Source organism: Motiliproteus sp. SC1-56, from assembly GCF_017309075.1.
GTDB lineage: Bacteria > Pseudomonadota > Gammaproteobacteria > Pseudomonadales > Balneatricaceae > Motiliproteus.
Genome location: NZ_JAEMGS010000003.1, coordinates 262,450 through 276,295, shown reverse-complemented (window position 1 = coordinate 276,295; position 13,846 = coordinate 262,450). Strand labels below are relative to the sequence as shown.

12 protein-coding genes are annotated in these 13,846 nt (G+C 62.4%); 7 read left to right on the top strand and 5 right to left on the bottom strand.

The window, feature by feature from the left end; all coding sequences use genetic code 11:
- Positions 1-29: 29 nt before the first annotated feature.
- Positions 30-1,943 carry a bifunctional diguanylate cyclase/phosphodiesterase gene (locus tag JGZ97_RS04970; protein ID WP_207061502.1) on the bottom strand — a complete coding sequence of 638 codons (1,914 nt, stop codon included), beginning with the start codon at positions 1,941-1,943 and terminating at the stop codon, positions 30-32.
- Positions 1,944-2,094: 151 nt separating this feature from the next.
- Positions 2,095-3,063 (bottom strand): cysteine synthase A, encoded by a 969-nt coding sequence (cysK, locus tag JGZ97_RS04965; RefSeq protein ID WP_207061501.1) that lies wholly within the window; start codon positions 3,061-3,063, stop codon positions 2,095-2,097.
- Between the two features lie 145 nt (positions 3,064-3,208).
- Here cysK and JGZ97_RS04960 point away from each other — a divergent pair, with 145 nt between their 5' ends.
- The gene (locus JGZ97_RS04960; RefSeq protein WP_207061500.1) at positions 3,209-3,922 is read left to right on the top strand and encodes a M48 family metallopeptidase; all 714 of its coding nucleotides are present in this window, start codon (positions 3,209-3,211) and stop codon (positions 3,920-3,922) included.
- A 225-nt stretch (positions 3,923-4,147) separates the two neighbouring features.
- Positions 4,148-4,390, top strand: a complete 243-nt coding sequence (locus tag JGZ97_RS04955; RefSeq protein ID WP_207061499.1) for a CDGSH iron-sulfur domain-containing protein — start codon at positions 4,148-4,150, stop codon at positions 4,388-4,390.
- Between the two features lie 26 nt (positions 4,391-4,416).
- Here the strand turns inward: JGZ97_RS04955 and JGZ97_RS04950 are convergent, their stop codons facing one another.
- Positions 4,417-6,618: a sodium:solute symporter family protein gene (locus JGZ97_RS04950; RefSeq protein ID WP_207061498.1), complete on the bottom strand. Its 2,202-nt coding sequence runs from the start codon at positions 6,616-6,618 to the stop codon at positions 4,417-4,419.
- Between the two features lie 46 nt (positions 6,619-6,664).
- Positions 6,665-6,952, bottom strand: coding sequence for a membrane protein insertion efficiency factor YidD (gene yidD / locus JGZ97_RS04945; protein ID WP_207061497.1), 288 nt, complete (start codon positions 6,950-6,952; stop codon positions 6,665-6,667).
- Between the two features lie 213 nt (positions 6,953-7,165).
- Here yidD and JGZ97_RS04940 point away from each other — a divergent pair, with 213 nt between their 5' ends.
- From JGZ97_RS04940 to JGZ97_RS04920, 5 genes are all read left to right on the top strand, one after another.
- Positions 7,166-7,657 carry a class I SAM-dependent methyltransferase gene (locus JGZ97_RS04940; protein WP_207061496.1) on the top strand — a complete coding sequence of 164 codons (492 nt, stop codon included), beginning with the start codon at positions 7,166-7,168 and terminating at the stop codon, positions 7,655-7,657.
- Positions 7,658-7,749: 92 nt separating this feature from the next.
- Entirely contained in the window at positions 7,750-9,177 is a 1,428-nt protein-coding gene (locus tag JGZ97_RS04935; protein ID WP_207061495.1) for a cell wall metabolism sensor histidine kinase WalK, read from the top strand.
- The gene (locus JGZ97_RS04930; protein ID WP_207061494.1) at positions 9,174-9,746 is read left to right on the top strand and encodes a hypothetical protein; all 573 of its coding nucleotides are present in this window, start codon (positions 9,174-9,176) and stop codon (positions 9,744-9,746) included. Before JGZ97_RS04935 ends, JGZ97_RS04930 begins: the two co-directional genes overlap by 4 nt.
- Positions 9,739-11,091, top strand: a complete 1,353-nt coding sequence (locus JGZ97_RS04925) for a sigma 54-interacting transcriptional regulator (protein ID WP_207061493.1) — start codon at positions 9,739-9,741, stop codon at positions 11,089-11,091. The genes JGZ97_RS04930 and JGZ97_RS04925 overlap by 8 nt, the downstream gene beginning before the upstream one ends.
- 393 nt (positions 11,092-11,484) lie before the next feature.
- Entirely contained in the window at positions 11,485-12,093 is a 609-nt protein-coding gene (locus JGZ97_RS04920) for a GNAT family N-acetyltransferase (RefSeq protein ID WP_207061492.1), read from the top strand.
- Between the two features lie 101 nt (positions 12,094-12,194).
- Here the strand turns inward: JGZ97_RS04920 and ppx are convergent, their stop codons facing one another.
- On the bottom strand, positions 12,195-13,703 hold the full coding sequence (ppx, locus tag JGZ97_RS04915; protein ID WP_207061491.1) for an exopolyphosphatase: 1,509 nt from the start codon (positions 13,701-13,703) through the stop codon (positions 12,195-12,197).
- Positions 13,704-13,846 lie beyond the last annotated feature (143 nt).

Genomic DNA, 13,846 nt, shown 5'->3' with positions numbered 1-13,846 from the left:
CAGGGCCGGGCGCGCGTGTTCGGGGCGGGCTAGCCGTTGGCGGCCCGGGTCTGGTACTCGTTGAAGAACCGCTCAAACTCATCGGCTGGCAGGGGCGGGGTAAAGAAGAATCCCTGCACCGCATGGACCCCCTGGTCTCGCAGGTACGCCAGCTGACCTTCGGTCTCCACCCCCTCGCCGACGGTCTTCAGCCCAAGTCCCATGGCCATGGTGACGGTGGCGTTGACCAGGGCCTGGTCCTGGGGTTGCTCCAGCAGGTCGTTGATAAAGGAGCGGTCGATCTTCAGTGAGTCGAAGGGGAAGCTCTTCAGGTAGCTCAGGGAAGAGTAGCCGGTGCCGAAATCGTCAAGCGCTATCTGGATGCCCAGGGCACGCAACTTGGTGAGTATCTTGCGGGTTTCCGCCTGGTTGCGGACCAAGAGCCCCTCGGTGACCTCCAGTTCCAGCTGGCTGCCCGACAGGCCGTTTTCCGCCAGGGCGCGTTCGATGGCCGGCAGCAAACCGATGTCGCGGAACTGGCGCGGGGAGACGTTGATCGAGAGGCGGAACTCATCCAGTCCCTGGTCTTGCCAGGCGCGCAGCTGGGCGCAGGCGGTGTGAATCACCCACTCGCCAATAGGAATGATCAGGCCCGTGGCTTCGGCCAGGGGAATGAAACGGTCGGGCGGCACCCGGCCCAGCTCGGGGTTGTTCCAGCGCAGCAGCACTTCTGCGCCGCCGATCTTGCCGCTCCTCACGTCTACCAGCGGGTGGTAGTTGAGGCTGAGCTCCTGATTGGCGAGAGCGTGGCGAAGCTTCTGTTCGACCTCCATGCGCTCCATCGCCGCTTCGTTGATGGCTGCTGAGTAGAATTCGTAGGTCCCGCCGCCTTCATCCTTGGCGCCGAACATGGCGGCGTCGGCGTTGCGCAGGAGTTCGTAAGGGTCCTGCCCGTCCTCGGGGAATACCGACATGCCGATGCTGGCGGTGAGGCTCAGCTCCCGCCCCTCGATATGGAAGGGGCTGGCGAGGGTGTTCAGCACTTTTTCCGCCACCCGGGTGGCGTCGTCGGGTTCGTCCAGGTCGGTGAGAATGACCAGGAACTCGTCACCGCCGTAACGGGCGACGGTGTCGGTCTGGCGCACGGTGTCCCGCACCCGGGAGGCGGCCAGGGTGATCAGCTGATCGCCCACGTCGTGCCCCAGGGTGTCGTTGATGCGTTTGAAGTCATCCAGGTCGATGAACATCAGCACCACGGTCTGCTCGTTGCGGATAGCGGTGTTGATCGACTGGCTCATGCGGTCCATGGCCAGGAAGCGGTTGGGGAGTTCGGTGAGGCTGTCGTAATTGGCTTGGTGAATGATCTGGTTTTCCTGCGCCTTGCGCAGGGTAATGTCTTCTTCGATGGCCAGGAAGTGGCTGATTTCGCCGGCCTTGTTGCGCACCGGAGAGATGCGCGCGTGGACCCAGTAGGACTGGCCGTCCTTGCGCTGGTTTAACAGCTCGCCTTCCCAGAGTTGGCCGCTGCGCAGGGTGCTCCAGAGTTCTTCGTAGACGCTCTGCGGGGTCTTTCCGGACTGGAAGATGGCGGGGGTTTTGCCGAGGGCTTCTTCGCGGCTGTAACCGCTCATCGATTCGAATGCGTCATTCACGTACTCGATGCGACCCTCCAGATCGGCGACCAGCACGGTGACGGGGCTCTGGCTGACCGCCTGATCCAGGCGGTCGAGGGCCGCCTGCTGCTTGTCCAGCGTCTCCTCGGCGCGCTGGTGGCGGCGGTATTCCTGGCGCAGCAGCAAATAGAGCATGGCGCTGGTGAAGATGACGAAGAACCAGCCTTTGTATGTCTGCAGGGTGGTTTCGCTCTCGGGAAAGAGCATGGCCACCACCTGGTCGGAGCCGGTGATCCAGAGAAGGGAGAAAACGGCGTAGATAGCGGCGATTTTTAAGGGAAAGCCGGTCATTTATGGGTGCTCTGCTTGTGGAGAGGCGTGCATTTAGTACTGAGAATAGATCGAGTCTATCCGAAGCAGGCTGCAAAAAGCTTGATGTGGGTCACTTTCCCTCCACATCAGGGGGTTGGGGGAAGCGGCCCCTGGAGGAGGCCGCCGCCAGTTATTGAACGCTCTCGTTCTCGGAAAACACCCCCTCGAACAGGGCTGTGGACAGGTAACGTTCCCCTGAATCGGGCAGCACCACCACGATATTCTTGCCCTTGTGGGCCGGCTGCTCGGCGACCCGCAGGGCGGCGGCCAGCGCGGCACCGCAGGAGATGCCGGCGAGAATACCCTCTTCCTTCATCAGCCGCTGGGCCGTCTCGATGGCTTCTTCGTTGCTGACCTGTTCCACCTGGTCAACCATCTCCAGGTCGAGGTTGGCGGGAATAAAACCGGCGCCGATGCCCTGGATCTTGTGGGGAGAGGGCTGCAGCTCTTCGCCGTTGCGGTGCTGGGTGATCACCGGCGAGGCGCTGGGCTCCACCGCCACGGAGGTGATCGCCTTGCCCTGGGTTTTTTTGATGTAGCGCGAAACCCCGGAAATGGTGCCGCCGGTCCCCACGCCCGCCACCAGGACATCGATGGCACCGTCGGTGTCCTCCCAGATCTCCGGCCCGGTGGTCTGTTCGTGAATGGCCGGGTTGGCGGGGTTCTCGAACTGCTGGGGCATAAAGTGGTTGGCCGGGTCCTTGGCGACGATCTCGGTGGCTTTTTCGATGGCCCCCTTCATGCCCTTGGGGCCCTCGGTGAGTACGATGTCGGCCCCCAGGGCTTTCATCACCTTACGCCGCTCAAGGCTCATGGTCGCGGGCATGGTGAGAATCATTTTGTAGCCACGGGCGGCCGCCACGAAGCAGAGGGCGATACCGGTGTTACCGCTGGTGGGCTCTACGATGGTCATTCCCGGCTTCAGGCGCCCATCCTTTTCCGCCGCCCAGATCATGCTGGCGCCAATCCGGCACTTTACCGAGTTGGCCGGGTTGCGGCTTTCCAGCTTTACCCAGATGTTGGCGTCAGTGATATGGTTGAGCTTGACCAGCGGGGTTTTCCCGATGGTGAGGGAGTTGTCAGCGTAGATGTTGCTCATAACGGCTTCCTTATTTCCGGTCTCTCAAGAGTAGTCAGAGAGTATATTCCATATACCGGGTGCCCCACCTATGTTATTACGAAATATAGTTATTTTGGTGGGTTATAGACATATGCGGCATCTGCCGAGCACGGCGGGATGGCTGTTGCTGACTTCGGTGTTGCTGGCTTCTGTGGTGTTGACAGGCTGCGCCGGTTCGGGCTCCCGGGAATGGCCCCGTAGTGGCTTGGTCAGCTGGGAGGGGCAGCGGGTGGTTATTCCCGGCGACCTGGTGCTGCAGACCCAGCGCATTTTCGCTCGGCTGCGGCAGGAGAGTGGCCAGGCATGTGCGTTTCGCATCGGTGCGACGCCCGTGCCCAATGCCTTTGTCTCCCAGCAAGCCGCAGGCCCCCTGGTGGTCCTCAACGCAGGCCTGCTGGATTTGATCGGCTACGACCGCGATGCCCTGGCCTTTGTCCTGGCTCATGAGCTGGCTCACCTGAGCGAAGGCCACCTGCGACAGGTCCACCATCAGCGCCGCGCCGAACGGGACAGCACCGCGGAAGTGCTGGGTACGTTGGTGGACTTCATTATTCCCCTGGGTGGTCTGGTGGTGGAGGCCGGTTATGCCATGATGGAGGCCGGTTACAGCCGCGATGACGAGCGGGCGGCGGACCGGGTGGGGCTGGCGCTGATGACCCGGGCGGGCTTTGATCCGCGCGGTGCGCTGCGCTTTCAGCGCCGACTGGCGCAGGTATCGGACCGGCGGCTGCCCTTCTTTTCTACTCACCCCTCGGGTGAGGAGCGAATCCAGAACCTTCAACGCCTGATCGAGGCGCAGCTCCCGTTACCGGGTAGCCAAACTGGTTCCGCCCGCTAGCAGGCATAGGCCAATCGGTGCGGCGATGACGCCTGCGTTTTAACAGTCTGCCGATCAATCTGATCATCGTAGTCTCCTTGCTTTTTCAGCCACCTTAGCGCTTCTTCGTGACGGCATCGTGACAGCCCGGGCTGCGTTCTTCGTTCTTCGCTTGAGACCGTGCGAACGAAGCGCTGAGGGGCGGTGCTACACTGGAGGGCGACGGTCAGAGAGTGGAGACAGGCTATGACAACCCCCAAAGTTGCTTTTCGAGGTCCTGTGGAAGTGGTCCTGGAGCCGGGGCAGTACTACTTCTGTACCTGCGGTCAGTCCCGGAACCAGCCGTTCTGCGACGGCTCTCACAAGGGAGGGGAGTTCACGCCTTTGCGCTTTGAGGTGAGCGAACGCGAAAGCATGGTCTTGTGCCAGTGCAAGCAGACCGCCAGTCCGCCATTCTGTGACGGCAGCCACCATGACTTGGAGGACTAGCGCGGCTATTTCCTCGGCGCGAACGCTCAGTGGGCTTCCTTGACGGATTCCTCGAGCTGTTTGCGAAGGTGCTGGATCTCCTGGGTCAGCTTCTGGTTGACCAGGCGCTGGTCAAAGAGTTTCTGGTCGCTCTTCTCCAGCCGGGCTTCTAGGCGGTCCAGCTGCTGTTGGTGCTTTTCAATCTGCTGGTTGCGGTCGTCCAGCTTCTGTTGCAGGTCTTCGATAAACGTGTAGCGGTGCTCGGCTTCGGCTGGCTCTTCGTTGTGGCGGGTGCGCTGCTGGCCGTGCAGCTCGGTCATGATATGGCTGTAGATTGCCTTGAGGTCCCGGGTCTCCCGCTCACTGTAGCGAATGCTGCTCTCAATGACGTGGTGGGCGCTGGCGGCGCCGATGGAACCGGCCAGCACGTTTTCCAACATGCGGTGAAACTCCACCAGTTCGATGATGGTGAGGTCCTTCTTGTGCTCCACCTGCAGGTCGGCGGCGATGCGCTCGACCTCTACTTCCGCTTTGTCGGTGTTCAAGTACTCGGCGAGCAGGGTCACGGCCTCGCGCTTCTTGCGGGGAAAGTTGATGTACGCCTCAAGCCCGGTGGGGCGCCCCTTGTGGACCTTGGCGCCCGATTCGAGGGTGGCCATGAACTCAGAACGCTGGGTTCGCTCCAGTTTGCTGGGGCGGTACAGCATCGAGCCGAGGGCATAGAAGCCGGCGTTGAACAGCAGCGACCAGAAAACGCTGTGACTGACCGGGGACAGGTTTTCAAGACCGAACAGCGCCTGGGGGCGCAGCCAACTGATGCCCCAGGGGCCGTCACTGAGCAGAAGGGGCTGGAACCCGTCCTGGGCGATAAAGGTGGGCAGCACCAGGGTGTAAAGCCAGGTCATGAAGCCGGCGAGCAGTCCCGCGATAGCGCCGGCCTTGTTGCCCCCGCGCCAGAACAGGCCGGCGAACATGGAGGGAACAAACTGGAACACGGCGACGAAGGAGATCATGCCCATGGCCGGCAGCATGTAGGAATCGCTGAACTGCCAGGCGAACCAGTAGCCACTGCACAGCAGCAGGGCGATCATCACCCAGCGGCATTGCAGCAGGTAATGGCGCAGGGGGGCAAAGAGGTTGAACCGTTCGATGAACGGCACCAGCAGGTGATTGGTGGCCATGGTTGAGAGCGCCATGGCGCTGATGATCACCATCCCCGTGGCGGCGGAGAAACCACCGATAAAGGCGACCATCGCCAGGATCGGCTGTTGGCCGTACTGGGGCAGGCGCAGGACGAAGGACTCGGCCTCCCCCTGGCCGAATCCCAGCAGCAGGCCGCCGGCGGCGATGGGAATCACGAACAGGTTGATCAACAGCAGGTAGAGAGGCACCACCCACATGGCTTTGCGGATATCGGTTTCCCGCGAGTTCTCGACGACCGCTACGTGGAACTGACGCGGCAGGCACTGGATCGAGGCGGCGCCCAGGATCATCAGGGTGGCCCACTGCACGAAGGGGGTGCCCTGCTCGACGCGGGTGCTGAACAGGTGGGTGAGTCCGGCGTAGTGAATGCGCTGAAAAATATCCTCGAAGCCGTCAAAGAGACCGTAGGTGACGAAAATCCCTACCGCCATGAAGGCGGCGAGCTTGACCAGGCTCTGGACCGCCAGGACCGCCATCATCCCGTGGTGCCGCTCTGTGGGGTCGAGGTGGCGGGCGCCGAACATGACGGTAAAGAGGATCATCACTGCCGTCACCAGCGCACCGGTCGAACTCCAGCTGTCGTCCCCGCCCAGGGGGCTGGAGATGGCGCCGAGCGTGGCGATGATCGCCTTCAGTTGCAGGGCGATATAGGGAACGATTCCGAACAGGGCGATCAGCGTTACCAGGGCCGCGACCCACTGCGAGCGGCTGTAGCGGGCGGAGATGAAGTCGGCGATGCTGCTGATGTGGTAGCTCTCCTTGACCCGGACCATGCGGCGCAGGGTTCGCCACCAGGTGAGAATGGCCAGGATGGAACCGACGTAGATGGCCAGGAACAGCAGGCCCGACTCGGCCGCGAAACCGACGCTGCCATAGAACGTCCAGGAGGTGCAGTACACGGTGATCGCCAGCGCGTAGACCAGGGGGGGCACGGAGCGGTTGCCCGATGCTTTGGTGCGGGAGCGCTTTTCCACTACCTGGGCAACCGCGAACAGAAGCGCCATGTAAAAGCCGATCACGATGACGACGGTGAGGGTGCTGAACATGGAGGCTTATTCCTGAGCGGCTTGTGCTTCCTTTATAGCCAGAGCGTCAGCGCCGGTCAAACGGGGAGGGTGGTGCCCCGCAGCAGTCTTTTTCAGGGGGCTGTTGACCGCTTGGCGGCACCAGATCGATGCCGCCGGGGTGGAAGGGGTGGCAGCGCAGCAAACGCCTGAGGCCCAGGTACAGACCGCGCCAGGCGCCATGCTCCTCGATCGCCTGGAGGGCATAGGCCGAGCAGGTCGGGTAAAAACGGCAGTTGCTGCCCAATACCGGACTGACCAGCAGCTGGTAGCCGCGGATCAGCCCCTTGAGCGCGCGTTGAGCCGGGTTCGCCATGATCGGAGCTCCTGGGCACGGAATACGCCTAAGGCGTATCGGCGGTGAAATTTCTGCGTCAGTTAAAAGATGGCTGAGGGGCCATTATATCGCCTTACCGGGGCGCTTTCCCGCCGGTCTGAGTTCAATGCGCGGAGGGGAAGGAATGGTTTTTTTCGATTAGGCTAATAATCAGGGATTTAAAACGGACTGATATGGCTCCAGGGAGAACCCATGACGCGACTGGAATCGGCGATCCGAAGGCTGCAGGCTCAGCGCCTGTGCCTGGATTGGGCGGCCGGGGCCAGCGCGGGGAGAGAGGGACTGGTACTGGAACTCGGGCTGGGTAACGGTCGCACGTATGATCACCTCCGCGCGCGGCTGCCGGATCGTGAGATCTATGTTTTTGAGCGCCAACTGGCGGCCCACCCCGACTCCCTGCCTGACCGGGACCACCTGCTGTTTGGCGATCTGTACGCGACGCTGCCGGGCGCAGCGGAAACCCTGGGGGGGAAGGCGATCCTGGTTCACGCCGACATCGGTAGCGGTGATCGCGAGACCACCGGTGCACTGGCCGCGTTTGTGGCCGACCAGTTGCCGGCCTTGATGCGCCCGGGGGCGTTGCTGGTGAGTGACCAGCCGATACCGTTGCCGGCAAGTGAAGTGGTGCCGCTGCCGGCCGGTGTCCCAGAGGGGCGCTACTACATCAGGCGCTACCTCGGATGAAGGCCGAAGTAGGCGGAGGCGCGTTGAGCTCGCCCAGGGGGCGCAGTAAAATGGCGTTCCTTCAGTTTTTTAAACGGATGTTTGGCTGACTCATGCCCTGGCGACCCCGATCCATTCTGCAGTTGGTGCTGCTGGGCTTTTTTATTGTCATGGCGCCCTTGTGCGCGGCGATTTTCGTCACCTTGCAGACCCTTGATCAGCAGGCGAGCCATGGTGAGCGCCTCTCCCGGGAGCTGGTCGCCTTGACCCGTCATAGCGAGCAGTTGGGTGCCGACCTGCTGGATATCGAGCGCCGGGCACGCCAGTACGTGACGCTGGGGGATGCCCGCCTGCTGGAGCTGTTTGAAGAGGGTGCCGAGGCCGCCATGGCGCGCCTGGAACGGCTGGCGACGTTGCTGGAAGGCAACGAACAGACCACCCTGGGATCGCTGGAGTGGGAGATCCGGGTGCTGATGGAGGAGATTCCCCAGCTGAGCGCCGAGGATCCCGACAGCGCCCGGCTGCTCTCCGGGTTCGACCGGCTGAGCCTGCTGGATCAGCGCCTGCGCCAGGCTGTGCAGAAGTTTGTGGATGCTCACTTACAGGATCAGCAGGCCGAGGCGCTGAGTCTCAAGGAGTCCTTGATCAGCCTGATTGCGTTGCTGGCGCTGGTGACCCTGGTCAGCGCACTGTTCTTTACCTACTGGATCAACGCGCCGATCCGCGCCCTGGAGCGGGAGGTCAAAGCGTTGGGCAAGGGGCGCAGGGACCGTCCAATCCAGGTTCGCGGCCCCTTGGAGATGCGGCTTCTGGGAGAGCAACTGGAGTGGCTGCGGGGCCAGTTGAATCAACTCGAAGAGCAGAAACGGCAGTTTCTGCGGCATATGTCCCACGAACTGAAAACTCCGCTGGCGAGCCTGCGCGAAGGCGCGGACCTGCTGGATGAGGAGGTGGTGGGGGAGCTCAGACCGGCCCAGCGCGAGATCGTATCCATCGTCCAGAACAACAGCTGGGAGCTGCAACGGCTGATTGAAAACCTGTTGGACTACAATCAGGTACTGCACCAGCCGCCGCTCGAGACCGAGGAAATCGAGCTTCCCCCCTGGCTGACCCGGCTGATGGATCCTTATCGTGTACTGATCGAGCGCCGCCAGTTGGAGGTTTCGTTTGAAGGGGGGCCGGAACGCTGGCCGGTGGATGCCGGTAAGTTGAAAACGGCGCTGGACAACCTCTTTTCCAACGCGGTCAATTACGCCGAATCGGGCGGCAAGCTGGGGGTGCGTTGGCGCGCCCGTGCCGACAGGCTGCAAATTGACGTGGGCAATACCGGGCAGGCGCTCGCCGACGAGGAGCGAACCCGGGTTTTTGAGCCGTTTTACCAGGGTCGGGCGCGGCGGGGCGGGGCCTTGAAGGGCTCCGGCATCGGCTTGAGCGTGGCCCGCGAATGTGTGGAAGCCCAGGGAGGGACACTGGCCGTCATCGACGATCCTGCCTGGGATGTCTGTTTTCGTTTGACGCTACCAAGGGTGGAACCCGCATGAGGTGGATGCTCGTTCTCAGTTGTATCTGGTTGGCAGGTTGTCCCCTGCGTCCCTTGCCGTTGCCGACAGAGCAGGTGCCTCCGCCTGCGCCGCCGCCCCCGGCGGTGGAGATTCTACTGCCCGCGGACGGCGAGCCGCCGCCGGAGGTCCTGGCCTGGCTGGCGGTCCTGGAGCAGTCCCTGCTGATGGAGCCGGCCCAGGCCCGGGCGTTGATGGTTCCGTTGGAGCCCGGTACCGAGCCCTTGCTGGTTTTTCACCAGGCCCTTTTGCATCAGCAGCAGGACGATCGGCGGGGCTGGATCGGCGCCCGGGATCTGTTGCGTGAGTTGCTGGAGCAGGAACATCCGCCGGGGGTGCGCCCCCTGCTGCAGATGCTGCTGACCCATAACCAGGCGTTGATCAACGCCCTGCAACAGCGGACTAACCTGGGTGAGCAGTTGAAGTCGACCCGGGCTGAGCGGGATGCCCTGGAAGAGAAAATTCGCGCCCTGACCAACCTGGAGCGCCGTTTGGACGATCGCAAAGAGCGCGGCGCCGAAGCCGCCAACGGACCTTTAAAGAATGAGTAAAGAGCAGGCCCGGCTAATGCTGGTGGATGATGACCCCAGCCTCATGCGGTTGCTGGTGTTGCGCCTGGAAGCCGAGGGCTACGCGGTCGAAACCGCCACCAGCGGCGCGGCGGCCCTGGCGGTGCTGCAAAAGCAGCCCGTGGACCTGGTGATCAGCGACCTGCGTATGGAAGGGATGGACGGCATCGAGTTGTTCGAGCATATCCAGCAGGCCTATCCCGGGCTACCGGTGATCATCATCACAGCCCAGGGCTCCATCCCGGATGCGGTGGCGGCGACCCAGAAAGGGGTCTTCGGCTTTTTAACCAAGCCGGTGGACAAACAGGAGCTGCGCAACCAGATCGAGCGGGCGCTGGCTACCGGCGGTGCCCGTGACAGCTTAGCCGTTGGGGACCAGTGGCGTGCCCACATTCACAGCCACAGCGAGACGATGAACCGCCTGCTGGCGACCGCGCAGCAGGTCGCCGGGGCCGGGGTCAGCGTCCTGATTACCGGTCAGAGCGGCTGTGGTAAGGAGCTCTTGGCCCAGGCCATTCACCGCGCCAGCGCCCGCGCCGACCAGCCCTTCGTGCCGCTTAACTGCAGTGCGCTGCCCGAGCCTCTGCTGGAGTCGGAGCTGTTCGGTCACGTGCGGGGCGCCTTTACCGGCGCGGTTAACGAGCACCTGGGGCTGTTCCGGGCAGCGGATGGAGGCACCCTGTTTCTGGACGAGATCGGAGACATGCCGCTGGCGCTTCAGGTCAAACTGCTGCGGGTACTGCAGGACCGACAGGTGCGTCCGGTGGGCAGCACCCGCAGTTACCCGGTGGACGTGCGCATTCTCTCGGCGACCCATCGCGATCTTGAGAAGGACATGGCCGACGGGTTGTTCCGCCAGGACCTGTTTTACCGACTGAACGTGGTCAACCTGCGGGTGCCCTCGCTGGCCGAGCGGGTCGAGGATATTCCACTGCTGGCCAACCACTTTCTGCAGCAGATGGCCGAGGAGAGCGGCCAGGAACCGAAGCGGTTTTCGCCCGAGGCCATGGAGCTGCTGGTGGGCGCACCTTGGCCCGGCAATGTCCGCCAGCTGGAGAACTTGGTGCATCACGCCGTGGCACTCTCTTCGGGGCGGGTGGTGTCGGTCGGCCTGGTGCGCCAGGCGCTTTCCGAAGACGCCGGGGTCCTGCCTTCGTTCAACGAGGCCCGTCGGCAGTTCGAGCGTGATTACCTGGTCAAGGTATTGCGCCTGACCGAGGGGAACGTCTCTAAAGCGGCGCGAATGGCACGGCGCAACCGCACGGATTTCTACAAGCTGCTGCAGCGTCATGACCTGCGGGCCGATGAGTTCAAGCCCCAGGAATAAACTGTCGTAGTTTGCCAACAGGGCTTGGAGCGCCAACCCCCCCGTCTGGCTTCAGGCCTATCGCACTCCGTACACCGGGATTGAGCCTCTTGTTTTTCTCATGCCCAGGGTGTCTCTTTTTGGTGACACTGCTTTTTCTTTTTTTTCAGTAATTTATAAATCCGCAGGATTTGGTGTCTGTTTGTGCATACAGATAACCTATGGAATTTATTAATAAAAAACTGACATAAAACAACAGCTGTTCATAACGCGCTGATTTGGAAGCTTCCCTAAATTTTGGCATGGATCTCGCTATAGGGCTTGAAGTTGTTTTTTCTGAGCCCGCCGCTGCGAAGGACCAGTACCGCGCCAGCCGACGGGCAGGACTCAGGCAGATTTAGAAGGGGAGCGATCGTGGCTATTCAATTTGCAATAACGGAAGATCCGAAGTGGCTAGAAGTGTATTACCAGATCCGCGAAGCCTGTTTCCGCGAGGACCTGGGGCTGGCGGCCTTTAACGGGGGCGAGGACCAGTTCGATCGCGACGGGGTCATCCTGGTGGCCCTTGACGGCGACCGGGTGATCGGCGGCATCCGCCTGTCGGCTGGGCGTTCACGGGCCGGTACGCCGCTTCAGCACGAGGGGGTGGATATCCCCGCGCTCTTTCCCCAGCTGCGCAAGAGCCCCGGCAGCTACTGTCAGCTGACCCGTCTGGCCCTGTTACCGGAGTACCGCAACCTCGATACCGTCAAGCAGGTCATACAGGCCAGCGCAGAATTTGCCGCCGAGCAGGGTTTTGACTACGCCTTCAACGTTGCCGATAAGAGCCGGGCGCGGCTCTACAAGCGGGTACTCTCCCTGCATGGCTTCGGTTATCAGATTATGGAACAGGTGGAGATCCCGGCCGAACAGGGCTTTGTTGGCCTGCCTCACCTGCTTTCGGTGATCAAACTGGGCGAGTCTGTCGCAGATTTGCGACCCGTCCCACAACTTCTGCCCAGCGCGCTGCCCCAAGTTGCTTAATCAAGTTGCTAAATTCAGCGGCCTCATTCGGCTGTTTAATCCAGTGGCTTGATAGCGACCGTGATTGGTGGGTGCTGACGGCACCCCGTGGGGGGGCTGGCTTAGTCGAACTCCAGTTGTATGCCCCAGGCGCTCAGGTAAAACTGCTCCTGCTCCAGGTCCCCCAGGGTTAGCGGGTGTTGTTCGAGCCATCCCTTGGCAAACCGCAGGCGCAGTTGCGGGCAAGCGTCGCCCCGCCAGCGTAGCTGAAGGGCTGGAGGGGGCGTGTCAAGGCGGCTGCGGTGGACCACCACCGACAGGCGTAACAGGGTACAGAGCGCCTTCAGGTGCGGTACGTGGGCGGGTGCGAGCGCCGCCAGCCCCTGGTCATTCAGTTTGCGACGGTGGTAGCGCAACAAAAACGCCAGGTGTTCCTGCTCGCGGCAACCGAACCCCATCATATCGCTGTGTTCAATCAGGTAGGCGCCGTGCTTGTGAAACTGGCTGTGGGAGATGGCCAGGCCTGCTTCGTGTAACCTCGCCGCCCAAGACAGCAGCTGCCGGTTGGGCTCGCGATCGAAGGGGGTCATCGTCAAAAGGTGCAGCGCGGTTGCTTCCACGGCGGCGGCCTGTTCCTGGTCGACATGGTAGCGTTGCATTAACGCCTCGATCGTGCGCTCGCGGACGTCCTCGTGGTGATGCCGGCCCTGCAGGTCGTAGAGTACCCCTTCGCGCAGGGCGCCCTCGGAGAAGCGCATGCTGTCGATCTCCAGGGCCTCGAAAATGGCGGTGAGGATGGCCAGGCCACCGGGCAGCAAGGCGCTGCGGGCGGGTTTGATGCCGTCGAGATCGATGGCCGTCACGGAGGAGAAGGCCAGTAGTTTCTGGCGCAGTGCATCCAGCCCTTCCAGAGTGAGCTGTCCGTCCGTGTCTTTTGCGGCGAGGCGATGCAGCGCCTTTACCGTCCCCGATGCGCCCACCGCATCACTCCAGCCCAGGCGCCGGTAGTGTTTCTTGATGTTCAGCAGCTCACGATGGGCGCCGTTCACCGCTTTTCTAAACTGCTTTTCGCTCAGCTTGCCATCTCCGAAGAAGCGCTGGGTGTAGGAGACGCAGCCCATGTGCAGGCTTTCCAACTCAAGAGGGGAGAAGCGCTGGCCGATGATCAGCTCGGTGCTGCCACCGCCGATATCGACCACCAGGCGCTGAGCACCGTCATCGGCGAAGCTGTGGGCGACGCCGAGATAAATGAGGCGCGCCTCCTCGCGACCGGAAATGACCTCCAGGGGAATCTTGAGCACGGCTTCGGCGGCCTGAATAAAGGTCCGGCGGTTGCGGGCAGCGCGCAGAGTGTTGGTGGCAACCGCGCGGATCTGCTCTCGGGGAATCCCGGCCAGGCGCTGGGCAAAGCGCTCGAGGCAGGCCAAGCCCCGCTCGCGGGCGGGCGCATCGAGGAAGTGCTCCTCGTCGAGCCCCGCGGCCAACTGTACCCGCTCCCCGATCCGGTCCAGCCGTTGCAATTCGCCGTGAACCTCGCGGGCGATGACCAGGTGAAAACTGTTGGAACCCAGGTCGATGGCCGCGTAGTGCGGCTGTGCGGTGGGGGATGGAGGTGGGGGGGCGTCGGACATAGGCGGGTCTCAGGGGTATTGCCCAAAGTGTACCAGAGCGGGGGGAATCTGCCGCCTGGACACCTGTGGTCGCCTTTGATCGCGGCGCAGCCGTGCTCCGCTTTTTGCTTTTCCAGGACGGCATAAAAGCGGTGGTGAGGGGC